The organism is Streptosporangium lutulentum (assembly GCF_030811455.1).
GTDB classification, from domain to species: domain Bacteria; phylum Actinomycetota; class Actinomycetes; order Streptosporangiales; family Streptosporangiaceae; genus Streptosporangium; species Streptosporangium lutulentum.
In genome coordinates this window covers 9,577,455-9,602,408 of the sequence record NZ_JAUSQU010000001.1, presented here as the reverse complement: position 1 = coordinate 9,602,408, position 24,954 = coordinate 9,577,455, and the positions used below count along the sequence as shown (strand labels likewise).

Sequence of the window (24,954 nt, the reverse complement as noted above, 5' to 3'; positions counted from 1 at the left end):
GTCATGCAAGTACGGGTTATTCAACGTATTCGGAGGCGAGCATGACCTCTTCGGCGACCGGTGGGCTGTTCTCCGGGATGTTCGCCAGGGGCGGGGCCACGCCCGAGGTGTCGGACGCGGCCTGGCTGGCCGCGATGCTGGACGTCGAGGCCGCGCTGGCCGCCGCCCAGGCGGCGATCGGCCTGGTCCCCGCCGAGGTGGCCCCCGCGCTGGAGGACGCCTGCCGGCCCGAGCTCTTCGACATCGCGGAGCTGGGCCACGGGGCGGCGCGGTCGGGAAACCCGGTGATCCCCCTCGTCGCCGCCCTGCGCGAACGGGTCACGCCCGAGCTCCGGCGATTCGTGCACTACGGCGCCACCAGCCAGGACATCAACGACACGGCCTCGATGCTCATCGCCCGCCGAGCCCTGGTGCCGATCCTGGCCGACCTGTCCGCCTGCGCCGACGCGTGCGCGCGACTGGCCGGCGAGCACCGCGGCACCGTCATGGCCGGGCGCACGGTCCTGCAGCACGCCGTGCCGGTCACCTTCGGGCTCAAGGCCGCGGGCTGGATGAGCGCGCTGGACCGCTCGCGAGCCGGCCTGTCGGAGGTGCGCCTGCCCGTCCAGTACGGCGGAGCGGCGGGCACCCTGTCCGTCCTGGGCGACCGTGGTCACGAGGTGACGCCTCTCCTCGCGTCGAGGCTCGAACTGTCCGAGCCGGTCATCCCCTGGCACACCGACAGGACGCCGGTGGCCGAGCTGGCCTGCGCCCTCGGCACGGCCTCCGGGACGCTCGGCAAGATCGCGACCGATGTGAAGCTGCTGGCCCAGACCGAGGTGGGAGAGGTGGCCGAGCCCACCGCGCCCGGCCGCGGCAACTCCAGCGCGATGCCGCACAAGCGCAATCCGGTGGGCGCGATGTCCGTGCTCGCCTGCGTCCAGCGCGTCCCCGGGCTGGTGGCCTCGGTGCTCGGCGGCATGCTCCAGGAGCACGAGCGCGCGACCGGGCCCTGGCAGGCCGAGTGGGAGACGCTGGGCGAGCTGCTCCGGCTCACCGGCAGCGCCGCCTCCTGGCTCCGCGAGGTGCTGGAGGGCCTGACCGTGGACGCCGCGCGGATGCGGGCCAACCTCGACGCGACGCGAGGGCTGATGATGGCCGAGCACGTCGTGACCCGCCTCGGCGGCACGCCGCAGGCCCGGAAGCTGGTGGACGCCGCCTGCGCCCGCGCCGCCGACGGGAGACTGACGCTGCGGGAGGTGCTGCTCGCGGACCCCGGCGTGGACCTGACCCCGGAGGAGATCGACGCCGCTCTGGACCCGGCCTCCTACCTCGGCTCCGCCCTGACCTTCGTCGATCGAGCGCTCGACGTTCACCCGAACACCCCAAGGAGCTGAAAGATGGATGTGTGGAAGGCCGGAGACGCGACACGCCGGGCCGTACTGGGCGATGAGCACGTGGACCGCGCCGCCGCGGGCGCCACGCCGTTCACCGCGGACTTCCAGGAGTTCATCACCAAGTACGCCTGGGGGGAGATCTGGACCCGCCCCGGCCTGGACCGGCGGACCCGCAGCTGCATCACCCTCGCCATGCTGGCCACGCTGGGGCACGAGCACGAGCTGGCCATGCACGTGCGGGCGGCGCGGCGCATCGGCCTCACCGAGGACGAGATCAAGGAAGTGCTGCTGCAGACCGCGATCTACGCGGGTGTGCCGGCGGCCAACCGGGCGTTCGCGGTGGCGCGGGCGGCGCTGGAGTCCGACCGGAGCGAGGAGGCCCAGCATGGTCGAACCGGTTGACCGTGGTTCCGACCACGTGCAGTCCCTGGCCCGGGGGCTCTCCGTGATCAAGGCGTTCAGCGCGACCAGCCCCGAGCTCACGCTCAGCGAGGTCGCCCGTGCGACCGACCTGACCCGGGCGGCGGCCCGGCGGTTCCTGCTGACGCTCGTCGACCTCGGTTACGTCAGGACCGACGGGCGATTGTTCGCGCTCTCCCCGCGGGTGCTGGAGCTGGGCTACGCCTACCTGTCGAGCCTCTCCCTGCCCGAGGTGGCCGAGCCGCACCTCGAACGGCTCGTCGCCGAGGTTCACGAGTCGGCGTCGGTGGCCGTGCTCGACGGCGAGGACGTCGTCTACGTGGCCCGGGTGGCCACCGGCCGGATCATGCGGGTGACCATCAACATCGGGACTCGTTTCCCGGCCCACTGCACCTCGATGGGCAGGGTGCTGCTGGCCTGGCTGCCGCCGGACGACCTCGACGCCTACCTCGGGCACGTCGAGCTCCGCAGGCTCGCCCCCAAGACGATCACCTCTCCCACCGCCCTCCGCGCCGAGCTCGACAGGATCCGCTCCCAGGGCTGGGCGATGGTCGACCAGGAGCTGGAGGAGGGCCTGCGCTCGATCGCCGTGCCCGTCAGGGAGCGCTCGGGCCGGGTGACCGCCGCGATCAACATCTCCTCCCACGCGAGCCGGACCACCGCCGAATCCGCCCGCCGCGACCTGCTCCCGCCGCTGCTCGCCACCGCGGCGCGGGTGGAGGCCGACCTGCACGCGACGGGGGCCAGGAGCGGCGTCCTGTCCCACCGCTGACCCCCGTCGCGATGACAACGTTGTCGACGCGCCGAACCTGGGCGATGATCGGACGGTGACAGAGAGTGCGCGCGGACGTCCCACCATGAAGGACGTCGCGACGGCCGCCGGGGTGGCACTCAAGACCGTCTCCCGGGTCGTCAACGAGGAGCCGGGGGTCAACCCCGCCACGGCCGAACGGGTCGTGGCGGCCATCGAACGGCTCGGCTACCGGCGCAACGAGAGCGCCCGGGTGCTCCGCAGGGGCCGGACGGCGAGCATCGGCCTGGTGATCGAGGACGTGGCCGACCCGTTCTACTCCGGGGTCAGCCGCGCGGTCGAGGACGTGGCGCTCCGGCACGGCTCTCTGGTGCTCAGCGGCTCCTCCGGGCAGGAGCCCGAGCGCGAGCGGGGGCTGGTCCTCACCTTCTGCTCCCGCCGGGTGGACGGTCTGATCATCGTGCCGACCTGGTCCGACCACGGCTACCTGCTGCCCGAACTCGACGCGGGCATCGCCGCCGTCTTCGCCGATCGGCCCGGCGGCCTGGACGTGGACACCGTACTGTCGGACAACTCCGGCGGCGCGCGCACGGGGGTGACCCACCTGATCCGGCACGGCCACCGCCGCATCGCCTTCATCGGCGACAGCGCGTCCATCTTCACCGCCACCGAGCGCCTGTACGGCTACCGCCGCGCCCTGAAGGACGCGGGGCTCCCCTACGACGAGTCCCTGGTCGGCACGGGTCCCGCGAAACGTGCCGGAGCCGCGCTGACCGAGATGCTCTCCTTGGGCGACCCGCCCACGGCGGTGTTCACCGGCAACAGCCGGATCACCGTGACCGTGCTGCGCACGGGACACCGCCTGGCCATGGTCGGATTCGACGACTTCGAGCTGGCCGACCTGCTCGTGCCCGGTGTGACCGTGGTGGCCCAGGATCCGGTGAGGCTCGGCGGCACCGCGGCGGAGCTGCTCTTCCGCCGCATCGCCGGCGAACTGGGAGCCCCCGAGCGGATCGAGCTGCCGACCCGCCTCATCCCCCGGGGGTCCGGAGAGCTCCGGCCACCGGCGGCCTTTTAGTGCTGTGAACGGACGGACTCACGTTTTCCGGCCGCCGGCCGTCTACAGGGTGTGGGAGTGCCGCACCGGCGGTCTCACGGCATCGGAAAGGACGAGGCGACATGGCCAGGACCCATACCGTCATCGCGTCGCCGCTGGGCGACCTGCTCGCGATCGCCGACGACGGTGTGCTGAGCGGACTGTACTTCGAACGACACCTCCGCGGCCCCAAGCCGGAAGAATGGGGCACCTACGACGAGTCGGACTTCGAGGAGGTCCGCCGCCAGCTCGACGAGTACTTCGCCGGGAAGCGGACCCACTTCGAGATTGCCCTGGCGCCCCAGGGGAATGCGTTCCAGCAGCAGGTGTGGCGGCTGCTGACGGAGATCCCCTTCGGCGAGACCCGCTCGTACGGGGACCTCGCACGGCAGCTGGGGGACGTGGCGCTGGCACAGGCGGTCGGCGCCGCGAACGCCCGCAATCCTCTGTCGGTGATCGTGCCGTGTCACCGGGTGGTGGGCGCGGACGGCAACCTGACCGGCTACGCCGGAGGTCTGGACCGCAAGCGGTTCCTGCTGGAGCTGGAGGAGCCGGCCGAGCGGAAGGCGGCGCGGCTGTTCTGAGCGACGGTCCCGTGTTCGGCGAGCCGGGCATCCACAAGGTGCGACCACTCAACGACAAGGTACGACCATGAAGCCCTTCGAGCAGATCGTGACCGAGTACGGCCCCGTGGTGCTGCGCGTGTGCCGGGCGGTCCTCGGGCCTCAGGAGGCCGAGGACGCCTGGTCGGAGACCTTCCTGGCGGCGCTGAAGGCGTACCCGGACCTGCCGGCCGGGGCGAACGTCGAGGCGTGGCTGGTGACGATCGCCCACCGCAAGGCCATCGACGTCACCCGCGCCGCCGCCCGCAGGCCCACCCCGGTGGAGACGCTCCCCGAGCGCCCCAGCCGGATCGGCCGGCAGGAGGACTGGGACGGCGACCTGTGGCGGGCGCTCAAGGCGCTGCCCGACCGGCAGCGCCAGGCGGTGGCCTACCACTATCTGGCCGGGCTGCCGTACAAGGAGATCGCCGCCCTGCACGGTGGCAGCACCGACGCCGCGCGCAGGGCCGCGGCCGACGGCATCAAGACCCTGCGCACCACCTACCCGGAACCCGTCGATCACAGGGAAGTGGCCCGATGAGCACCGCATCCGACCCCACGGCCGACCGCCCGCTCGCGGAGGAGAGCGACTCGATCACATCCGCGTCCGACTCCCGGACCGGACGCCTGTTCGCGGCGCTCCCCGTCCAGGATGCCCCCGCGATGGCCCGGCTGCACGAGCGGCTCATCGACCGGGCACAGCGCGAGGGGATCCTCGACGTCGCCTACCGCACGCTGGACTCCCCGGTCGGCACGCTCCTGCTGGCCGCCACCGCCCAGGGCCTGGTGAAGATCGCCTTCGCCGTCCAGGACCATGACGCCGTGCTGCGGCAGCTCGCCGAGCGCGTCAGTCCCCGGATCCTGAACGCCCCGCGCCGCCTGGACGAGACGAGCCGGCAGCTCCAGGAGTACTTCGCCGGCGAGCGGACCCGGTTCGACCTGCCGCTGGACTGGCGGCTGTCGAAGGGCTTCCGGCGCGAGGTGCTGACACACCTGCGGGAGATCGGCTACGGCCACACCGAGAGCTACGCCCAGGTCGCGGCCGCCGCGGGCAGCCCCCGGGCGGTCCGCGCGGTGGGCACCGCCTGCGCCACCAACCCGCTGCCCCTGGTGGTGCCCTGCCACCGGGTGGTGCGCTCCGACGGCGGCGCCGGCGGCTACGCCGGCGGCCCCGACGCCAAGCTCGTCCTTCTCGCCCTGGAGACGGCGGCGTGACGCCCCCGGCACGACGCCGGGAGGCTGCTCAGGCCGATGGCCGCAGGGACGAGTAGATGATCGTTTTTTGGAGAGTCCTACGGGAGACGAAAGTCGCACACCCGGATCCGGCGTCGCCCACACCAACGAGAGGACCTCTTCATGCGCATCGAAACCCTCGGAATCATCGGCGCCGGAACCATCGCCCAGGCCATCGCCCGGCATGCGCTCAACGTCGGCCACAAGGTCACCCTCAGCAACAGCCGCGGACCTGAGACGCTCGAATCGCTCGTCGAGGAACTCGGCCCCGGCGCGTCCGCCGGCACCACCGCCGAGGCGGCCCGGGCCGACGCCGTGCTCCTCGCCGTGCCGTGGACGCGCGTCCCGCAGGCTCTGTCCGGCCTGCCCCCGTGGGACGGCCGCATCCTCATCGACGCCACCAACCGGTTTCCCACCGGGTCGCCCGAGTCCGAGGCCGCCGACCTGGATGAGCGGACCGGCAGCGAGGTCGTGGCCGGCCTGGCCCCCGGCGCCCACGTGATCAAGGCGTTCAACACGCTCCACGGCCGGCACATCGCGGCCGACCCCCGGCAGGACGCCGGCCGCCGGGTGCTGTTCCTGGCCGGCGACGCCGCCCCCGCGGCCGTCTTCGCGGAATGGGCGGACGGGCTGGGGTTCGCCCCGGTCAACGTCGGCGACCTGCGCACCGGCGGACGCCTGATGCAGGTGGGCGGTTCCCTGTCGGGCCTGCACCTGCTCAAGCAGGGCTGACCGCCCGGTCGGGGACCACCTCGCGCAGGCCGTACTCGGAGACCCCGCGCAGGCCGTGCCGGGAGACCCCGCGCAGGCCGTACCCGGAGACCCGCGCAGGCGGTGCCGGGAGGCCCGCTAGCCGAGCTGCCACTCGCCCTTCTGCTGTCCGAACATCACCCCGAACTGAAGCTTCGCGGGCCTCGCCCCGGCCGGGACCTCGAACACGACGACCCCTTTGCGGGAGTCGCCGACCGCGACGGAGACGGCTCCGCCGAAGGATACCCCCTCGGCGACCCCGGCCAGAGCGGCGTTGTGCTGCCGGCCTTCGGCGTCGATGAGCAGGGCTCCGATGATCGGCGAGTCGGTGTAGACCTCCTGGCCGACGTTCTTCAGGGAGAGCTCGACCGCGACGAACCGGTTGCCGTCCTTCGGCCTCAGGAACCGGTTGTCGGGGGTCGCGTTGTCGATGACCCGGTTGAGGGTGGCGGCGACCTGGACCTCGGGCTTGAGCCCGGCGACGGTGACGGTCTCGCCGACCTTCGCGACCTGTCCGGAAGGAGGCTGCTGGTCCTGCGCGGGCTGATTCGCCTCGGGGGGCTGTACGACCAGGGGCTGACCGGTTTCCGAGGGCGCCGTGGCGTCGGTGGACGCCGTGGTGTCGGCGGGCTGCGTCCTGTCCGGGAGGAAGCGGAGCCGCTCGTCGCCGGCCACGGCCGTGCCGCCGCCGAAGGCCATGATGGTGAGGATGACGCCGGTCACGAGGACGAGGGACAGCCCGGCGACCAGGGCGACGATCGCGCCGGTGTTGTTCGGCGGCGGGGGTGGAAGGTGATCGTACCCGGGGTGGTGGCCCTGGTACGGACAGGGCTGCGGGCGATACCCCGGCGGCGGCAGGTATCCCCGCGGCGGTTGCCACGGACCGTACTGCGGGCGATACCCCTGCGGTCGCCACGGACCGTACCGCTGCGGACGATACCCCGGCGGCGGTTGCCCCGTGCGGCCATGGGGCTGGGGCTGCTGCCAGAGGGGCTGCCCGGGGCGCCGGCCGTGCGGCGGCTGTGAGCCCTGCGGGGGATACGTCACGACTACTCCGTACTTATAGCGATGCGTGAGAGACGCGCCGCCCTTCCCCAGGGGTTACCTGGTGGCCGGATTCGGCCATCAGGAGGAACCCCGGCCACGGAGCCCGGAAGGCGCCCGTCAAAGGGGCCCCGGCCGCAGAGACCGGTGCAGGGCGAGGGAGCAGAGGACCGTCGCGACACCTGCGAGAACGATCGCCATGTGCGGGGAGGTCAGCTCGGCGGCCCCGCCCACCAGGGCCGCGCCCAGCGCCTGGCCCGTCATCATCCCCGCCGAGGCCAGACCGAAGGCCTGTCCTCGGATCGGCTCGGCCACCGCCTCCACGAACCTCCGCTGCAACCCGAGCTCGTAGGAACCCCCCGCCGTCGCGAGCAGCACGAGCAGCGCGGCCCCCCAGAACGCCGGTTGGACGACGAACACCAGCAGGGGAACGCCCGCCGCCACCGCGAGCGGCAACGCCAGCCGCTCCCTGCCCGAGGGCGGGACCAGCCGGCCGACGGCGAGGTTCCCGACCGCCAGCCCCACGGACGCGGCGGCGAGCGCGATCCCGGCGGTGCTCCCCAGGTAGGGGACCAGCATCGCCTCGGCGCCCGTCACGAAGGATATGGGCAACCACTGCGCGAGAAGCAGGCCGCGTACCCGCGCGTCCACCAGCAGGGTCCGGTTGACCCTCAGGGTCTCCCGTACGGCGCCGCCCCTCACGCCCCCCGCGGGACCTCCGGCGGGAAGATCGCCCTTCGCACTCGGGGCGGGGAAGTCGGGCAGGCCGAAGCGCAGCACCACGACGGCCACAGCGGACAGCCCGGCGGTGACGGCCAGCGCCCCGTCGGGGCCGGCGGCGGCGAGGATGCCGCCGCCCACGGCCAGCCCGCCGATCTGCGCCCCGGCGGCCGTCAGGGACAGCATGGACCGTGCCAGCACGAACGCGTCGCCCGGCAGCAGATCGGGAAGGAGTGCGCTGCGCGCCGCTCCGAAGACCGGTGAGAACAACCCGGTGACCAGGACCAGCGCGAGCATCGCCCAGACGGGCAACCCGGCGAAGGCCAGCAGCAGGCAGGTCACCACCCTGAGCAGCTCTCCGACGATCATCAGCCTGCGCGGCCGGATCCGGTCGGCCAGCGAGAGCAGGAACGTCCCGCCGACGATGTAGGGCAGGAAGCCCAGCATGTATGTCGCCGCCGACAGTCCCGGCGAGCCGGTTCGCGCGTAGACCAGCGCGGACAGCGCCAGCATCTTGACCTGGTCCCCGCCCACGAGGAGGGCGAAGCTTCCGAACAGGACCCGGAACTCCCGGTTCGCGAAGACCTCCAGGTAGGTCGCACCGCGCTCTTGTGTGGTCATGAGCACGATGGTGGAGGCGACCGGGACGACTGGCTAAGCTTTCGGACATACCCGAAAGGTCATCCAATGGTCTACCGCGTCGAGGTCACTTCGCAGGACATCATGGCCAGCAGGTTCGGCATCTCCCCCCTCATGGTGACGAAGAACGCGCTCTGGGTCCTCTCGGGGAAGAAGGAGTCCGGGGAGTGGCAGACGTGGGCGGGCCGGATGCGGGAGCCGTACCAGCGGCTGCTGCTCACGCACCCGGGGCTGGGCGCCATGGTGACGCTGTTCCGCGAGAGGTACTACAACGCCGACTTCCCCGCGCCGCCGCCGACCGGGGTGAACAGCTCGTTCGAGACGGAGCTCGCGGTGGTGCGCGCGACCCCGGTGGCCCAGGCGCACCACGAGATCGCCAGGAACCTGGAGGGGATGCCGCGCCCCTCAGGGGCTGTCAGGGACGTGCTGTTCTCCCCCGACGTCGTGCGGCTGTTCGCCGAGGCGCTCAGGGCGGCGTGGGAGGAGATCGTCGCTCCCGTGTGGCCGCGTTTCCACGCCATCCTGGAGCGGGACGTGGTCCACCGGGCGGGCCGCCTGGCCACCTACGGCTGGGCGGCGGCGCTCGACGACCTCAATCCGAGGATCCGGTGGCACCCCGACGGTGTCATCGAGGTGCAGGCGCACAGTCCGGGCGAGACCCACCGGCTCGACGGGCGCGGGCTGCTCTTCGTGCCGACCGTGTTCCCCGTGGGGGTGAGTTCCTACCTGGAGGACCGCTGGCCGTATGCGATCGGCTACCCGGCCCGGGGCACCGGGATTCCGCACGAGGCGCCGGACGGCCTGGCCGAACTGATCGGCAGGACCAGGACCCTCGTCCTGCTGGAGTTGGCGACCCCGGCGACCACCACCCAGCTCGTCACCCTCCTTGAGCTGGGTCTCGGGACCGTGGGGGGCCACATCGCCGCCCTGCGCCGGGCGGGCCTGGTCACCGGGAGCCGCGTCGGCCGCGGTGTCCTGTATCACCGCACCGCGCTGGGCGACTCCCTGGTCAGCCCTCCGGGACTCCGGCCGTGAGACCGCTCACCTCGCCTTCGCCGCCGGGCGAAGGCGGCCCGCGGCTCGCCCTACAGTCCCGCGGCCCGGCCTACAGGCCCGCGGCCCGGCTTATACGCGCTGGATGGAGCCGTCGGACAGGGCCATGACGGTGACGCCGAAGTCATGGATGGTCGCCGACAGCTCGGTGGACGAGAGACCGGGGGCCACGACGACCAGCGCGCCGTGCATCAGCGCCAGCCCGATCAGGGTCGTCATGGCGAGGCTGCACACCAGGGGCCAGGTCACCAGGAGGACGTCCGACTTCTCGATCGCGGCGAGCCTGTCGAGGGCGTGCATCCGCATGAGCAGGTCCTGGTGGGTGAGCACACCGCCGTCCTCGATCAACAGCGCGGGCTGGACGGCCGGATCGAGAAAGGGCAGCGGGATCGGTTCGAGGAGCAGCAGGTCGGCGAAGTCGACGGTGTCACGGGCCTGCCCGAACGCGATCACCTGCCGGACCCGGGAGTCTTCGGCGGCCTGTAGCGACGACTCCGCGAGGGGAGGGGTGGTGATGAGCAGCCGCGCCTCCCACTCGACCAGCAGCTCGGCCATCTCCTCGCTCCCGGGGACGATGGGCGCCGCCACCCCGCCGGCCGCGATGACGGTGTGCACCGCCAGGGTCTGGGCGGCGGCGTTGTCCACGTGGATTCCCGCCACCTGGCGCCGCCTCGCCCCCCGCCTCACCAGACCCGAGGCTCCCCGCGTCACCTCCCCCGCCAGCCGGCGGTAGCCGTACACCACTCCGGCACCGAGATCGATCAGCGCGGGCCGATCGCCTCGCCCATGCGCGCGACCGAACACCGCCTCGGTCACAGTGCACGTGGTGGGCTGAGGGGTCGGTCTCATTTCACCGACAGTAGAGTCAGCCTCTTCGCGCGGGCATCGACAAATGTATGTAGATGACTGTGTATTCAAGGACGTGTCTCCAGGTGGCGTGACCTTTCCTGGGAGAGATGGGTTTCGAGAGGAGATCGCGTTTCGAGGAGAATGGGATTCCAGGCAGAGGTCTTCAAGGAAACAGGGTTTGAAATCATTCAAGGGGTGGGTTTCAGACAACGCGAGCTCCAGGCGGGAAGGGGCTCAAGGACGAGGAGTCCCGGGCGAAATACCGACTTCGGAAAACGGCGCCCAGGATGGGCGGGCTCGAGCCCTGCGCGACTCGAGCCCGCTGTCGCGTGGCCCGTGGCCTCAAGTCCCCACCCCTCCGAGGAGACCTCGGCCGTCGGGAGGGACACGCGACGCTCCCACATGCCCGACCCAGACACCCGGGATGGTATGAGCCTTCGTAGGGACCGCCCTCATGGTCGGCGACCCGCGGAAGGCTGGACGTCATCGGTCGAACACGAGAAGAAATGTACGGCGGGCGGATGACCCGGCACATGCTCCGGAGTGAGTATCCCGAGGTGTATCCGCGTGACCCCCGATGTGTAGATCCGATGTGTAGGCGCTCCGTCCTGCGGACGGGTTTCTCCCCCGGAGACGCGCCGCCCACCGCGACGACGGCCGTCCGGGTCGTCTCGCCGGCGGGCCGTACGGCCCGCGAGAGGTGAGCGGGGTGGCCGGGACGTCTCACGAGCGGTTCTGCTCGATGACCCAGGTGGCGACCTGGGTGCGGGAGGAGAAACCGAGCTTGGCGAGGATGTTGGCCACGTGCCGGGCCGCGGTCGCGGGACTGATCACCAGCTCGTCGGCGATGGCCTTGTTGCTCATGCCTCTGGCGATCAGCTCCGCGATCTCCCACTCCCGGCAGGTCAGCGTGGTGAGCGGGGCGACGACCGGATGTCTGCCGAGCAGCAGGGGCGCCTCGGACGGCTCGTCGAACTGCAGCGCGTAACGGACCGCCTGGTCCTGGGACATCTCCTGTCCGTGTGCCCACAGCTGGGCGACCAGCGCCTCGCCGAGCCGTACGCGGGCGGGCTGGAGCAGCTCCTCCATCCGCGCGCCGAACCCGGGTGGCAGCACGGCACCGCTCATCGCGCTCCGGATCGCCGCGGAGGCCCCCGCCAGGCGCACCGCCCGGCGGTCGTCCTCCTCGGCCAGCGCGAGCTGCGCGAGTGTCTCGATCCGCCGGGCCACGCCGAGTCGCTGGCCCGTGCCCAGGCAGAGCCTCAGGCTTTCGATCAGCCTGACGCGGGCGGTGGCGAGATCACCCTGGACCAGGGCGATCCTCCCCAGCCCCGACAGGCACGTGATGGCCTGCCAGTGGGCCGTGATGTCCTGGAGCAGGTCCAGGGCCCGCTCGTAGTGGGCGCGCGCCTCCACGAGGTCGCCCCGCAGCCAGGCGACCTGGGCCAGGCCGATGAGCGCGACCGGCGCGGCCCAGTGGTTGTCGAGCTCGTGGGCGATGGCCAGCGCGGCCTCGAAGGAGCGCTGGGACTCCTTGGCCCGCCCCTCCGACAGCGCGAACGTCCCCTCCATGGAGCGGATCACCGTCTCGTGCCACGGGTCGTCGACCGTGCGCACGGCCTCAAGCGCCTCGTCCAGAAGGGACCTGGCCCTCTCCGGCCGCCGCTGGTAGATGGCCACCCAGGCCAGGATGGCCAGCGCCCCGCTCAGCGGTCCGTTCAGTCCCGCCTTGCGGCACAGCTCGACGGCGGACGTGCAGGCGACCTGCGCGGTGTCGGGGTCACCCTGTCCGAACGCCACCTGCCCGCGCAGCGCGAGGGCGTCGCCGCGCACCCGCGGGGTCAGCTCCGTCGGCTCCACGTCGAGCAGACGGTCCAGCCACTCGTCGGCCGGGGTGAACCTGCCCCCGGCGATGATCGGCCAGCGCAGCAGGACGAGCAGGCGCAGCGCGCTCTCCGGGTCGGCCGCCTCGGCCGACCAGCGCACCGCCGCCCAGACGTTGGACTGCAGCTCGTCCAGCAGGACCAGCATCGGGCAGATCTCCGCCCAGGTCGGGCGGGGCCGCCGGACGATCATCTGGTGGAGCCGGGCGGCGACGTCGATCATGTGATCCCGGTGCCGTCGCCGGAACTCGGGCTCCTCACCGGAGACGTCGAGCTGCTCGGCGGCGTATTCGCGGATCGTCTCCAGCATCCGGTAACGCGTCTCGCCCGCCACCTCCGCGTCGGCCAGGACCAGGGACTTGTCGACCAGGTCGCAGAGCACCCCCAGGACGTCTTCGGCCCACAGGCCGTTGCCCGCGCAGACCTGCTCGGCCATGTCGAGCGTCCACCCTCCGGTGAACACCGCCAGCCGCCGCAGCAGGATCCGCTCGGGCTCCTTGAGCTGCTGGTAACTCCAGTCGACGGTCGCCCTGAGCGTCTGCTGCCGGGCCGGGGCGGTCCTGTCGCCCGCCGACAGCAGCCGGAACCGGTCTCTGATGCGGGCGTTGATCTGCTCCACGGTCAGCACCCTGCACAGCGCGGCGGCGAGCTCGATGGCGAGCGGCATGCCGTCGAGCGCCTCGCACAGGCCGACGATGTCGCCGGCGTTCTGCTCGGTGACGACGAAGCCCCGCGAGGCGGCGGTGGCGCGGTCGACGAAGAGCCGCACCGCCTCGCTGGTGCCGAGGTCCTGGCCGCCGGTCCTGGGCAGGGTGAGCGGCGGAACCCGCCACACGGTCTCGCCCGCCACCCGCAGCGGCTCCCTGCTGGTCGTGAGCACGCGCACCTGCGGGCAGACGGTGAGCAGCGTCCGGCAGAACAGGGCGGACTCCTCGATGAGGGACTCGCAGTTGTCGATGACCAGCAGCAGGCGCCGGTCGCCGAGCGCGTCGATCAGCGTGTCGGACAGCGCACGCGACGGCTCGGGCTTCACCCCGAGCACGGCGGCCACCCTGGGCGCGATCAGGTCGCCGCGCACCGCCTCCGCCAGCTCCACCAGCCAGACGCCCCCGGGAAACTCCTCCGCAACCTGGGCGGCCACCCGGACCGCCAGCCTGCTCTTGCCGATGCCGCCCGCCCCGCACAGGGTCACCACCCGGGCCACGCCCAGCAGCTCGGTCAGCTCTTCCACATCGGCCTCCCGCCCCACGAAGACATTGGGTTCGAGGGGGAGGTTGCCGAGGGCAACGGAGGCGGGTGTGGTGTCCTGGGTCATCGGCTCTTAAATAGGTCGCGGGTAGAACCGTCACAGAAAGTGTGACATCGATTACCGAACAATGCCCAGGCTTAGCTCTATTTTTTAATCGGTCAGATCAGCTCGGTCTCCGGGTATGCCCGCGGGACAATCCGCACGCGAACCGATCCCGATCTTCTCCGCCCTTACGGGAAACGCCGATGAAGGCCGGTTCCCACCGTCCCCGTGACAATCCGCGCGGAATCCGGTCCCGCCGTCCCCGGCCCTCTGTCCGCCCCCGGCCATCCGATGGCGGATTGTCGGTGGGGCGACTCACACTGCAGCTATGCCCGACACTCCCCCGGAACCCGCTCCCGAGCTCGGCGAGCTCAGCCTCTCCGACTGGCACGCCCACGTCGGCAAGATGACGGGCGTCAGCTTCCTGACCATCGCCCGGCGTCTGCCCGCCCTGGTGTCGCAGGCCGTACGGCTGGCCTGGCTGGCCGACCCCCGTGACACCGTCATCACGATCGGCCTGAGCCTGCTCTCCGGGGTGTTCACCGCGTTCGGGCTGCTCGCCACCACCGGGGTGCTCTCGGCCCTGTTCTCGGCGGGGCCGACCCCGGAGCGGGTCATGGACGCCCTGCCCAGCCTGATCCTGGTGGGCGTGGCCGCCACCCTGCGCGCGCTGACCCAGGCGGGAGCGGGCTGGGCGCAGTCCCGGCTGGATCCCCAGGTCAGCCGGATCGCCGAGGAGCGGCTGTACGGGCTCACCAGCCAGGTCGGCCTGGCGGCCTTCGACGACCCCGACTTTCACGACTCGCTCCAGCGGGCCAGGTCACGAGGGGTGTCCATGGCGGACGTGGTGGTCGCCACGACCATCAACGTGCTGACCGCGATCATCGGGATCGCCGCGGCGGCGGGCGTGCTCGGGGTGCTCCATCCCATCCTGTTGCCGCTGCTGGTGCTGGCCGTGCTGCCCGACGCCTGGGCCGCGATCCGCTCGGCGCGGATGCGCTACACCACCATGTACGCGCTGATCCCCGCCGCCCGGCGCAAGTGGATCATCGCGGAGCTGCTGGCGGAGCGCGAGCCGGCCGCCGAGGTGCGCTCGTTCACCATGCGGGGGTTCCTGATGCGGATGTACGACGCGGTGGCCACGGCGGAGCAGTCCGTCCTGCTGGGCCTGGCGCGGCGGCAGACGTTCGTGAAAATCGTCGGCGAGGCGCTCGGCGGGATCGGCACGGCCGTCGTCTACGTCGCCCTGGGCGTGCTGCTGGCCGTGGGCGCGGTGCCGCTGGCCGTGGCGGGCACCGCCGTGCTGGCCATCCGTTCGGGCCAGACCTACCTGGCCAACCTGATGTACGCCACCAACCGCCTCTACGAGGAGGGCCTCTATTTCACCGACTTCCTCGACTTCTGCGCCGACGCGGAGAGCCGGCTGGGCGCCAGGCGCCCGGAGCCGGCCCCCGCGACCTTCGAACGGATCACCACCGAGGACGTCGTCTTCACCTATCCGGGCTCCGGCGCCCCGGCGCTCCAGGGAGTGTCGATCACCATCGACCGGGGCGAGGTGATCGCCCTCGTCGGAGAGAACGGCTCGGGCAAGACCACACTGGCCAAGATCCTGTCCGGGCTCTACGAGCCGGACAGCGGGCGGGTCCGCTGGGACGAGACCGATCTGGCCGACGTCGACCCCGACGAGCTCCGCCTTCACATCGCGGTCATCGCCCAGGACCACACGCGCTGGCCGCTGACCGCCAGGCACAACATCAGCATGGGCACCGACAAGGGCGAGGCCGCCCTGGTCTCGGCGGCCGAGGTCGCGGGAGCCGACCAGGTCGTCGCCGAGCTGCCCAACGGCTACAGCACCCTGCTCGACCGGCGGTTCAAGGACGGCCACGAGCTGTCCGGCGGGCAGTGGCAGCGGATCGCGGTCGCTCGCGGCTTCCACCGCGACGCCCCCCTGCTGATCTGCGACGAGCCCACGGCCGCCCTCGACGCCCGGGCCGAGGACGCCCTCTTCACCCGCATCCGGCAGCACGCCGACGGCCGCACCGTCCTGTTGATCACCCACCGGCTGGCCAGCGTCCGCTACGCCGACCGGATCTACGTCCTGGACCACGGCAAGGTCACCGAGCACGGCACCCACGACCAGCTCATGAAACTCAACGGCCTCTACGCCGACCTCTACAGCCTGCAGGCCCGCGCCTACTCCGCCTGATCGTCCGGTACGGCCCGCACGCGGGCCCGCGTCTACTCCGCCTGATCGTTCAGCACGGCCTGCATGATGGCCTTCGCGATGGGAGCCGCCACCTGGCCGCCCGGCCCTCCGCGTTCCACCAGGACCCCCACCGCCACCCGGGGGGAGGACGCCGGGGCGAAACCGGCGAAGATCGCGTGGTCCTGCTGGGAGGCGACGTTCTCGGCGGTGCCGCTCTTCCCCGCGACCGTGACGCCCGAGATGGCGGCGGCCGTTCCGGTGCCGCCGGGCTCGGTGACCGCGACCATCATCTGGGTGAGCCGCTCGGCCACGTCGGCGTTGAGCACCTGGCGATACCGCGACGGCTCGGTGTCGTCGATCACCCTGCCGTCGTCGAGCCGGACCTCCCGCACGAGGTGGGGACGCATCAGCACGCCGTCGTTGGCGACCGCCGCCGCGATCATCGCGATCATGAGCGGGGTGGCCCGGTCGTCGAACCGGCCCAGTGCCGACAGCGCGGTCTGCGCCCCGTCCATCCCGGACGGATACACGCTTCTGGCGACCGGCATGGGGACGGTCAGGTCGTCCGTTCCGAACCCGAACGCCTCGGCCTGCTCGCGCAGCGCGTCCTGGCCGAGAGCGGCGCCGATCTTCGCGAACGGCGTGTTGCACGAGAGCTTGAACGCGTACAGCAGCGGCGGGTCGCCGTCACCGCAGGAGGCACCCGCGAAGTTGCGCAGGTAGGTGTTCGTGCCGGGGAGGCGGAAGGCCGTGGGCGCGCTGACGCGGGTGCTCGGATCGTACTTTCCCGAGCTGAGCGCCGTCGCGGCGGTGACGATCTTGAAGACGGACCCGGGCGGGTACTTCTGCTGGATCACCCGGTTCAGCAGCGGGTTGCCGGGATCACCCCGCAACCGCCTGTCCACCCTGTCGAGTGTGGCGCCGTTGAAGGTCGTGTAGGCGTTCGGATCGTAGGAGGGAAGGGAGACCATGGCCAGGACGGCGCCGGTGGCCGGGTCGATCGCGACGGCGGCGCCGGGCAGTCCCGTGGCGCGCAGTCCCTCGTAGGCGGCCCGCTGCGCCCGCCTGTCGACGGTGAGCCTGAGCGTGGCGCCGGCCCGGGTGCCGTCCATCAGCCCTCGCACCTTCACCCGGGGATCGTTCCCGGACAGCACGGTGTTCTCCGCCTGCTCGATGCCGCCCGCGCTGTGGAGCGAGACGTATCCGGTCACCGCCGCGTAGAGCGGGCCGTTGGGATAGAACCGCCGGTACCTGTACTTGCCGCCCCGGGTCTCCCGGCTGGTCGCGACGACCGTGCCGTCGCGGAGCAGGATCTTGCCCCTGGGGCTCTCGAAGCGCGCGATCATCGTCCGCAGGTTGCGCGAATCCTCGTTGAGCCGCTGGGGGTCGATCGCCTGGAGGTAGGTCGTCTGGGCGAGCAGCACGAACAACATCCCTCCGCACATCAGGGCGACGTGCCGCAGAGGAATGTTGATCCGGCGTGCGCGTGGTGCAACCATGGCCCCTCTCCCGATACCGGTTTAACAGCCGGACCGAAAAGGGGCCATCGCCCACGGGCAAAGCAGCCGTACGGCTTCTAGCCGACCACCGAACGGTAGTAACCGATCTTGTTGCGGATGGCCGCCTGTTTCTCGAGCAGGTTGTCGACCTGGGCCTGAACCCGCCGGTCATGGGCCTCGAGCAACGCGACCCGCTCGCGTATCGTGTGTTCGCCCGCCCGGGTCAGCTCCGCGAAACGGATCATCTCCGCGATGGGCATCCCGGTGTCGCGCAGGCAGCGGACCATGCCGAGCCAGCCGACGTCCTCCTGGGTGAACCGGCGTTGTCCGGCCGCGTTGCGGCCTATGGACTCCAGCAACCCGATCCGCTCGTAGTAGCGCAGCGTGTCGAGGCTGAAACCCGTCTCCTCCACTACCTGTCCTGGCGTGTACACACTCACCCCGGCAGCATCCCACCTGGAGTCCGCTCCAGGTCAAGTCGCGGCATTCGTCGCATCCCCCGATGCCGGTCGCGGGACACCCGGCGTCAGTGCGGCATTCGTCGCATCCGCCGATGCCGGTCGCGGGACACCCGGCGTCAGTTCCGGGACAGATGCGCGGACAGGTAGCGGCGGACCAGGTGTTTGCACTCGGCGATCAGTTCGGGATCGCCGTCGGAGCGCGAACGGAAGGCGAGCTTGAGCACCGCGTCGGCGGCCTCGACCGCGACGAACAGCGCCCGGTCGAGGTCCGGCCCGATCGGGACGCCGAGCAGTTCCACGGTGATCCCACGGAGCCGGTCGGCCACGATGACGTTGTTCTCCAGCGCGGCGTCGAGCATCCGCTCGGTTCCCTTGATCGCCGGACCGCCGGGCGCGACGAGCACCTCTCCGAAGTCGACGACGGCGAATCCCGGCGTCGACCGCTTCATCGCGACGAACTCGTCGATCGAGAGATCCACCATCTCGGTCCAGTCGGACAGCCGCGCGGTCGCCAGCTTGCCGGTGATCCGGTTGAGGAACGCCTCCAGGTTGCGTAACGCCAGCGCGCGCACCAGCCCGTGCTTGTCGGAGAAGAACTGGTAGAAGGTGCCGATGGGCACCTCCGCGCGGCGCGCGACCTCCTTGGTGGTCAGCGCCTCGTAGCCCACCTCGTCCAGCAGCCGGGCGCATTCGTCCAGCATGCGCTCGACCCGTTCCAGGCTGCGGCGCTGAGCGGGGCGACGGCGCAGCGTTCCTCCGGAAACGTTTGTCATCAATCCATCATCCACCATGCGAGTCAACCCGAGTTAACATGAGCCCAACTCATGCATTTCGGAGGCCAGGATGTTCCTGTGGGGTACGGCGACCGCTTCCTACCAGATCGAGGGTGCCGTCGCCGAGGACGGCCGGGGCGTCTCGATCTGGGACACCTTCACTCGCGAACCCGGGCGCGTGCGCGACGGGGACACCGGGGACGTGGCCTGTGACCACTACCACCGCTGGCCCGAGGACCTCGCGTTGATGAGCGATCTCGGGGTGAACTCCTACCGCTTCTCCATCGCCTGGCCGCGGATCCAGCCCGACGGCAGGGGCGAGGCCAACCCGGCGGGCCTGGACTTCTACGACCGGCTGACGGACGCGCTCTGCGAGAAGGGCATCGCCGCCGCGGCCACGCTGTTCCACTGGGACCTGCCCCAGGCCCTGGAGGACGAGGGCGGCTGGCTGAACCGCGACACCTCCTACCGGTTCGCCGAGTACGCCGCCGTCGTGGCGGACCGGCTCGCCGACCGGATCCCGATGTGGATCACGCTGAACGAGCCCTTCATCCACATGGTGTACGGCTACGCGCTGGGCAGCCACGCCCCCGGCAGGACTCTGGTCCTGGACGCGCTCCCGGCGGCCCACCACCAGTTGCTCGGGCACGGCCTCGCCGTACGGGAGCTCAGGGCGCGGGGCGCGGGGAAGGTGCTGATCACCAACAACTGCACCCCGGTCTGGCCCGCCTCCGCGGACCCCGCCGACCTGGCCGCCGCCGACGCCTACGACACGCTCCACAATCGCCTGTTCAACGACCCGGTACTTCTTGGTAAATATCCCGATTTATCGGCTTATGGGGTGAGCCTCGACTGCGTCAGGAACGGCGACCTCGACCTGATCGGCGCCCCCCTGGACGGCCTCGGCGTCAACTACTACAACCCCACCCGGATCGCCGCCCCCACCGACGAGGGCCTTCCCTTCTCCGACGCCGGCGTCACCGGTTACCCCGTCACCGCCTTCGGCTGGCCCGTCGTCCCCGACGGCCTGCGCGAGCTCCTGACCGGCCTCAAGGCGCGCTACGGCGACGCCCTCCCACCGGTCTACATCACCGAGAACGGCTGCTCCCAGCCCGACGACGCCGGCCCCGGCGAAACGGTCGACGACCAGGCCAGGATCGCCTACCTCGACGGCCACATCACGGCCGTGGAGCAGGCCGCGGCCGAGGGCGTCGACGTGCGCGGCTACTACGTCTGGTCCCTTCTGGACAACTTCGAGTGGGCCGAGGGCTACAGCCAGCGCTTCGGCCTGGTGCACGTCGACTTCGCCACCGGGACGCGCACCCCGAAGGCGTCCTATCACTGGCTCGGGCAGCGGATCGCGCGAGGCTGAGAACGGACCCCGCGGAACGCACGGCCGGCCTCGGCACCCCCTGCGCCGAGAGCGGCCGTCCGCCGATCACCGCACCGGCGGCGGCCAGGACGATCACCGCTCTCCGGTCGGTGCGGCCGGGCCGCGCTCAGCCGCCGAAGGTGTCGGGGTCCGGTCCGGTGCGGGTGCCGCTGTCCAGACGGGCGATCTCCGCGAGGTCCCCCTCGGTGAGGGCGAAATCGGAGATGTCGATGTTCTCCCTGATCCGCGATGGGGTGACGGACTTGGGGATCACGATGTTCCCCAGATCGAGGTGCCAGCGCAGGACGACCTGGGCGGCGGTCTTGCCGTACTTCTCGGCGATGGCGACGATCACCGGGTTCCTGAGCACGGCCCCCTGGGCCAGCGGGCTCCACGCCTCGGTGGCGATCCCGTGGTCGGCGTGGAACTCGCGCAGCTCGGCCTGCGGCAGGGCCGGGTGAAGCTCGATCTGGTTGACCGCCGGGACGATGCCCCCGTCGTCGATCAGGCGCGTCAGGTGGGCGACCTGGAAGTTGGACACGCCGATGGCGCGGACGCGACCGTCGGTGTACAGCTTCTGCATCGCCTTCCAGCTCTCGGCGTACAGGTTCTTGGCCGGTACGGGCCAGTGGATGAGATACAGGTCGAGCCGCTCCAGGCCCAGATCCTTCATGCTCGCGTCGAAGGCCGCGAGGGTCGCGTCGTAGCCCTGGTCGGTGTTCCACAACTTGGTGGTGACGAACACCTCGTCGCGGGGCAGGCCGGAGGCGGCCAGCGCCTCACCCACACCTTTCTCGTTGCCGTACGCCCTGGCGGTGTCGATGCTCCGGTATCCCGCTTCGAGCGCCCTCCCCACCGCCTGGGCGGTCTCCGCCGGGGGCACCTGGAACACGCCGAAGCCCACCTGCGGCATGGCAACCCCGTTGTTCAGAGTGGTCATCTGTGGTCCCCTCCCTGAGCGGCCACGAACTGCCTCGAACGGCCCGAATCAACCGTGAGCGGTGCGCGCCGACTGCGGGTTCGCATTATTTTCGGACTTCCGTAATTCCAACACGTGAACACCGGTAATACCAAAACGCGAGACGCGTGTCGGGGTGGGAGCGCGCGTGAAAAACCCGTTGCACGGCGACGGGGCGGGCCCTACGGTTGGGGACCATGTGTATGTGCTTCGCCCCCTCGATGGTGGGCTACGTGATCCGTCCCCGCGGCAGCCAGGCTCTGGCCCGCTAGGGACGCATCACCCTTCTCTCGCTTTTCCCTGCGTTCCCGACACGCGTGCCCAGGGCCTCCGAGACCTCATTCCTCTCGGACCCGAAAGGGCTACAGCTGTGGCGCACTCATTCGCACACGGAAACCATTCACATACCCAGAAGCAGGTCAAGAACAGGGGCGGTCTCAGTGACCGCGACCGGGCCAGGCGCGTCCTGTCCCAGAACTTCCTCGTCGATCCGTACGCCGTCCACCAGGTGGCCAAGGCGGCCGGATCGCACGGGCTGGTCCTGGAACCGGGCGCGGGAGAGGGGGTCCTCACCCTCGCTCTCGCGGAGAGCTGCACCAGGGTCGTGGCCTACGAGATCGACCCGCTTCCGGCGGGCAGGCTCAACGCCCGCACCCGCGGCGACGACCGGATCGAGGTGGTCAGGGGTGACTTCCTGACCGCGCGGGCTCCGCGCGAGCCGTTCGCGGTCGCCGGGAACATCCCCTACTCGATCACGTCCAGGATCGTCGACTGGTGCCTGCGCGCGCCCGCGCTCACCTCGGCGACGCTGGTCACCCAACTGGAGTACGCACGCAAGCGCTCCGGCGACTTCGGCCGCTGGAGCAAGCTGACCGTGCTGACGTGGCCCGGCCACTCCTGGGAGCTGGTCGGCCGCATCGGCCGCGAGAGCTTCCGGCCGGTGCCGGCGGTCGATTCGGCGATCCTGCGCATCGAGTCCCGGCCCGTCCCGCTGCTGCCTGCGGAGTGGGACACCGCCTGGCGCGAGTTCGTCGAGTACGGCTTCACCGGCCTGGGCGGCTCGCTGCACGCCTCACTGCGGATGCGGTATCCGGCCCGCCAGGTCGACGCCGCGTTCGCGGACGCACGCGTGGATCGCGGCACGGTGGTGGCGTTCGTCCACCCGGAACGGTGGCTGACGCTTTTCGAGCTGCTCCACTGACCCACCGCCCGGGTCCGGCCTCCGCCGGACCCGGGCCCTTTCCCGCCGACGACGCGGGCGGCAACGGTCGCCGGGGTGTTCGACGGGCTCGCCGGTGGCGCCCGGCGAGCCCGCCTCCGGGAAGGGGCCCCGGTGAGGGCGGTGTTCCGTAAAGTCGGCCCCATGTATTCGACACAGGTCTCCTGGCACGTGAACGCACCGCGTTCGGCCGTCTATCGAGCGCTGCTGGACGCGGACGCGATCGCGAGATGGCGGGTACCGGCCGGCATGCGCGGCCACGTCCACGAATTCGACGCCCGCGAGGGCGGCGCGTTCCGGGTCTCGCTCACCTACGACGACCCGAGCCGGACCGGCAAGTCGGCGTCGCACACCGACACCTACCACGGCCACTTCGCGAAGCTCGTGCCGGACGAGCAGGTGGTCGAGGTGTTCGAGTTCGAGACCGCGGATCCCGCGCTTCGCGGAACGATGACGATGACGACCCGTCTCGCCGACGCCGACGGCGGCACCGACGTCCTCGTCGTGCACGACGGGATCCCCGACAGCGTGCCCGCCGCCGACAACGAGACGGGCACGCGGATGGCGCTGGCGAACCTCGCCGAGCTCGTTGAGTCGAGGATCGCCTGAAGAGCGTCTTCGGGATCCGACCGCCGGCCGGCCGGAACCGCCGAACGCCTCCCCGCCCTCACCCCGGACGGGCTGAGCACCGACCCGGATAGGTGCCCCGGTGGCGGCGGTTTCGCCCTGTGGGGCCCCTTGCCGACGGGCCTTCCGCCCGGCTTCTCCCGCCCGCGGCACCCTTTTGAGTCGCTTGACTTAATTAAGCGAGGTGACTTAGATTGGCCGCCAATCGCACCCCGGGGAGAGTGATCGTGAGCACCACCGGTACCCAGGCACCTGACTACCCCTTCCGCAATCCCAGCGCGCTGGCGCCGCCGCAGGAGTGGGCCGACCTGCGGCAGAAGTGCCCGGTGGCGTCGATCCGGCTGGCCAGCGGGGACGAGGCGCTGCTGCTGACCCGCTACGACGACGTCAAGCAGGTCCTGTCCGACCCCCGCTTCACCCGCCAGCTCGACGCCGCCGACGCCGCCCGGGTCACCGCCAACGAGTCCGGCGGCGTGTTCGGCGGCAGCGGCATGGGCGTGAGCGGCGACGAGCACCGGGCGTGGCGGCAACTGGTCGGCAGGGCGTTCACCGCCAAGCGGGTCATCGCCATGCAGCCCAGGATCGAGGCGATGGCCGGGCGTCTGGTCGAGCAGATGGTCGGCCGGGGAGCCCCGGCCGACCTGGTGGGCGGCGTCGGTTTCCCGCTGCCGGTGTGGGCCATCTGCGACCTGCTCGGCGTCCCCGACTCCGATCGCGACCGGTTCGCGCACTGGTCCGACACGATGCTCAGCATGACGAGGTTCACCCAGGAGGAGATCGACGCGGCCCAGGAGGAGTTCACCGCCTACCTCGTCGCCCACGTCGAGACCAAGCGCGCCGAACCGGGCGACGACCTGATCAGCGAGCTGATCTCGATCGTCGAGGGGCTCGACGGGCGCCTGACCGAGCAGTTGCTGCTGAGGACGGCCAAGGGCCTGCTGGTGGCCGGGCACGAGACCACCGCCAACATGATCGGCAAGATGGTGGCGATGCTGCTGGCCGACCGCGGCCGCTGGCAGGCGCTGCTGGCCGACCGTACGCTGATCCGCTCGGCGGTGGAGGAGGCCCTGCGCTTCGACGCCAACCCCGGCTTCGGCATGCCCCGCTACCTCAGCGAGCAGGTCGAGGTGGCCGGCGAGACGCTGCCCGCGGGCACCACCGTGGTGTGCAGCATGGCCTCGGCCAACCGGGACGAAAGGCAGTTCGAGCAGGCAGGCGAGATGCGGCTGGACCGCTCGCCCAACCCGCACGTGGCCTTCGGCGCCGGCCCGCACTCCTGCCTGGGCCAGGCGCTGGCCCGCACCGAGCTGCAGACCGTGCTCAAGGTGTTGCTTGAGCGCCTGCCGACGCTGGAGCTGGCCGTCCCCGCCGAGGAGCTCAAGCGCCGCGAAGGGCTCGTGGTCGGCGGCCTGGAGGAGGTGCCGGTGCGGTGGTGACGGTGGCGGGCAAAACCGAGCGGGCGAGCAAACCCGAGCGGGCGGGCAGGACCGGGCGGGCGCGGGAGACGCGCGAGGCCATCCTCGACGCCGCCGAACGCCTGTTCGCCGAGCACGGGGTCGGGGAGGTGTCCAACCGCCAGATCTGCGAGGCGGCCGGGCAGGGCAACAACTTCGCGGTCGGCTACCACTTCGGCACCAAGGCCGACCTGGTGCGCGCGATCGTGCGCCGTTACAACGCGGAGATGGAGCAGCGGCGCCTGCGGATGCTGGCCGAGCTCACCGACTCCTCCGACCTGCGCGAATGGATCTCCTGCCTGGTACTGCCCGCCACCGGCCACCTCGACGCGCTGGGCGTGCCGAGCTGGCGGGCCCGCTTCATGGCGCAGGCCAACACCGAGCCCGCCCTGCGCCAGATCGTCATCGAGGAGGCCGTCGCCACGCCGTCCATGCGGCGCAACCTCGACGGCATGTTCCGGCTGCTGCCCGGCCTGCCGGAGGAGGTGCGCCAGGAACGCGCCGGCATGAGCCGAATGCTCACCGTGTACGCCCTGGCCGAACGCGAACGCGCCCTGCACGAGGGCGATCCCACGACGCGGACCACCTGGGAGGACACCGCCGTCGGCCTCATCGACGCGCTGGTCGGCCTGTGGCCGGCGCCCGTCACCATCCCTCGATAACGAGAGCGTACCCATC

General features: G+C 71.2%; 24 protein-coding genes. 15 read left to right on the top strand and 9 right to left on the bottom strand.

From position 1 onward, the window contains the following. Positions 1-41: 41 nt before the first annotated feature. The 8 genes from pcaB to J2853_RS43270 all read left to right on the top strand — a co-directional run bounded on the left by pcaB (position 42) and on the right by J2853_RS43270 (position 6,210). Positions 42-1,376 (top strand): 3-carboxy-cis,cis-muconate cycloisomerase, encoded by a 1,335-nt coding sequence (gene pcaB, locus J2853_RS43305; protein ID WP_307567549.1) that lies wholly within the window; start codon positions 42-44, stop codon positions 1,374-1,376. A 3-nt stretch (positions 1,377-1,379) separates the two neighbouring features. Continuing rightward, on the top strand, positions 1,380-1,778 hold the full coding sequence (pcaC, locus tag J2853_RS43300; RefSeq protein WP_307567548.1) for a 4-carboxymuconolactone decarboxylase: 399 nt from the start codon (positions 1,380-1,382) through the stop codon (positions 1,776-1,778). Continuing rightward, positions 1,762-2,568, top strand: coding sequence for an IclR family transcriptional regulator (locus J2853_RS43295; protein WP_307567546.1), 807 nt, complete (start codon positions 1,762-1,764; stop codon positions 2,566-2,568). Before pcaC ends, J2853_RS43295 begins: the two co-directional genes overlap by 17 nt. Positions 2,569-2,623: 55 nt before the next feature. Continuing rightward, a complete protein-coding gene (locus J2853_RS43290) occupies positions 2,624-3,625 on the top strand; it encodes a LacI family DNA-binding transcriptional regulator (RefSeq protein ID WP_370879496.1) in 1,002 nt (333 codons plus the stop codon). Between the two features lie 101 nt (positions 3,626-3,726). Next, the gene (locus J2853_RS43285; RefSeq protein WP_307567544.1) at positions 3,727-4,227 is read left to right on the top strand and encodes a methylated-DNA--[protein]-cysteine S-methyltransferase; all 501 of its coding nucleotides are present in this window, start codon (positions 3,727-3,729) and stop codon (positions 4,225-4,227) included. Positions 4,228-4,294: 67 nt separating this feature from the next. Further along, positions 4,295-4,786 (top strand): RNA polymerase sigma factor, encoded by a 492-nt coding sequence (locus tag J2853_RS43280; protein ID WP_307567542.1) that lies wholly within the window; start codon positions 4,295-4,297, stop codon positions 4,784-4,786. Then, a complete protein-coding gene (locus tag J2853_RS43275; RefSeq protein ID WP_307567540.1) occupies positions 4,783-5,460 on the top strand; it encodes a methylated-DNA--[protein]-cysteine S-methyltransferase in 678 nt (225 codons plus the stop codon). The genes J2853_RS43280 and J2853_RS43275 overlap by 4 nt, the downstream gene beginning before the upstream one ends. A gap of 141 nt (positions 5,461-5,601) precedes the next feature. Next, positions 5,602-6,210 (top strand): NADPH-dependent F420 reductase, encoded by a 609-nt coding sequence (locus tag J2853_RS43270; protein WP_307567538.1) that lies wholly within the window; start codon positions 5,602-5,604, stop codon positions 6,208-6,210. Here the strand turns inward: J2853_RS43270 and J2853_RS43265 are convergent. The 3 genes from J2853_RS43265 to J2853_RS43255 all read right to left on the bottom strand — a co-directional run bounded on the left by J2853_RS43265 (position 6,197) and on the right by J2853_RS43255 (position 8,613). Continuing rightward, positions 6,197-6,343 carry a hypothetical protein gene (locus J2853_RS43265; RefSeq protein ID WP_307567536.1) on the bottom strand — a complete coding sequence of 49 codons (147 nt, stop codon included), beginning with the start codon at positions 6,341-6,343 and terminating at the stop codon, positions 6,197-6,199. The genes J2853_RS43270 and J2853_RS43265 overlap by 14 nt on opposite strands. Next, a complete protein-coding gene (locus tag J2853_RS43260; protein WP_307567535.1) occupies positions 6,328-7,275 on the bottom strand; it encodes a DUF4352 domain-containing protein in 948 nt (315 codons plus the stop codon). Before J2853_RS43260 ends, J2853_RS43265 begins: the two co-directional genes overlap by 16 nt. Positions 7,276-7,392: 117 nt before the next feature. Continuing rightward, positions 7,393-8,613: an MFS transporter gene (locus J2853_RS43255; protein WP_307567533.1), complete on the bottom strand. Its 1,221-nt coding sequence runs from the start codon at positions 8,611-8,613 to the stop codon at positions 7,393-7,395. Between the two features lie 66 nt (positions 8,614-8,679). On the opposite strand from J2853_RS43255, the gene J2853_RS43250 reads away from it, so the two are divergent. Then, complete coding sequence (locus J2853_RS43250) at positions 8,680-9,666, top strand: ArsR/SmtB family transcription factor (protein ID WP_307567531.1); 987 nt, start codon at positions 8,680-8,682, stop codon at positions 9,664-9,666. A 90-nt stretch (positions 9,667-9,756) separates the two neighbouring features. Here J2853_RS43250 and J2853_RS43245 read toward each other — a convergent pair whose 3' ends face one another. Both J2853_RS43245 and J2853_RS43240 read right to left on the bottom strand, forming a co-directional pair. Beyond that, on the bottom strand, positions 9,757-10,533 hold the full coding sequence (locus tag J2853_RS43245) for an AMP-binding protein (RefSeq protein WP_307567529.1): 777 nt from the start codon (positions 10,531-10,533) through the stop codon (positions 9,757-9,759). Between the two features lie 723 nt (positions 10,534-11,256). Continuing rightward, positions 11,257-13,731 carry an ATP-binding protein gene (locus J2853_RS43240; protein ID WP_307567527.1) on the bottom strand — a complete coding sequence of 825 codons (2,475 nt, stop codon included), beginning with the start codon at positions 13,729-13,731 and terminating at the stop codon, positions 11,257-11,259. A 304-nt stretch (positions 13,732-14,035) separates the two neighbouring features. Between J2853_RS43240 and J2853_RS43235 the strand changes: the two genes are divergently transcribed. Further along, on the top strand, positions 14,036-15,913 hold the full coding sequence (locus tag J2853_RS43235) for an ABC transporter ATP-binding protein (RefSeq protein ID WP_307567525.1): 1,878 nt from the start codon (positions 14,036-14,038) through the stop codon (positions 15,911-15,913). A 32-nt stretch (positions 15,914-15,945) separates the two neighbouring features. On the opposite strand, the gene J2853_RS43230 is transcribed toward J2853_RS43235, so the two are convergent. From J2853_RS43230 to J2853_RS43220, 3 genes are all read right to left on the bottom strand, one after another. Further along, positions 15,946-17,412 carry a peptidoglycan D,D-transpeptidase FtsI family protein gene (locus J2853_RS43230; RefSeq protein ID WP_307567523.1) on the bottom strand — a complete coding sequence of 489 codons (1,467 nt, stop codon included), beginning with the start codon at positions 17,410-17,412 and terminating at the stop codon, positions 15,946-15,948. 77 nt (positions 17,413-17,489) lie between these two features. Beyond that, the gene (locus J2853_RS43225; RefSeq protein ID WP_307567521.1) at positions 17,490-17,852 is read right to left on the bottom strand and encodes a MerR family transcriptional regulator; all 363 of its coding nucleotides are present in this window, start codon (positions 17,850-17,852) and stop codon (positions 17,490-17,492) included. 137 nt (positions 17,853-17,989) lie between these two features. Further along, positions 17,990-18,646, bottom strand: coding sequence for a TetR/AcrR family transcriptional regulator (locus J2853_RS43220; protein ID WP_307567520.1), 657 nt, complete (start codon positions 18,644-18,646; stop codon positions 17,990-17,992). Positions 18,647-18,716: 70 nt separating this feature from the next. Here J2853_RS43220 and J2853_RS43215 point away from each other — a divergent pair, with 70 nt between their 5' ends. Then, complete coding sequence (locus J2853_RS43215; RefSeq protein ID WP_307567518.1) at positions 18,717-20,018, top strand: GH1 family beta-glucosidase; 1,302 nt, start codon at positions 18,717-18,719, stop codon at positions 20,016-20,018. 127 nt (positions 20,019-20,145) lie between these two features. On the opposite strand, the gene J2853_RS43210 is transcribed toward J2853_RS43215, so the two are convergent. Continuing rightward, positions 20,146-20,958, bottom strand: a complete 813-nt coding sequence (locus tag J2853_RS43210; RefSeq protein ID WP_307567516.1) for an aldo/keto reductase — start codon at positions 20,956-20,958, stop codon at positions 20,146-20,148. A 484-nt stretch (positions 20,959-21,442) separates the two neighbouring features. On the opposite strand from J2853_RS43210, the gene erm reads away from it, so the two are divergent. The 4 genes from erm (at position 21,443) to J2853_RS43190 (ending at position 24,938) form a co-directional block, all read left to right on the top strand. After that, entirely contained in the window at positions 21,443-22,177 is a 735-nt protein-coding gene (erm, locus tag J2853_RS43205) for an ErmE/ErmH/ErmO/ErmR family 23S rRNA (adenine(2058)-N(6))-methyltransferase (RefSeq protein WP_370879561.1), read from the top strand. Between the two features lie 162 nt (positions 22,178-22,339). Continuing rightward, positions 22,340-22,804, top strand: a complete 465-nt coding sequence (locus tag J2853_RS43200; protein WP_307567512.1) for an SRPBCC family protein — start codon at positions 22,340-22,342, stop codon at positions 22,802-22,804. 245 nt (positions 22,805-23,049) lie between these two features. After that, a complete protein-coding gene (locus J2853_RS43195; protein WP_307567510.1) occupies positions 23,050-24,258 on the top strand; it encodes a cytochrome P450 in 1,209 nt (402 codons plus the stop codon). Then, the gene (locus J2853_RS43190; RefSeq protein WP_307567508.1) at positions 24,252-24,938 is read left to right on the top strand and encodes a TetR/AcrR family transcriptional regulator; all 687 of its coding nucleotides are present in this window, start codon (positions 24,252-24,254) and stop codon (positions 24,936-24,938) included. Before J2853_RS43195 ends, J2853_RS43190 begins: the two co-directional genes overlap by 7 nt. Positions 24,939-24,954: the final 16 nt, after the last annotated feature.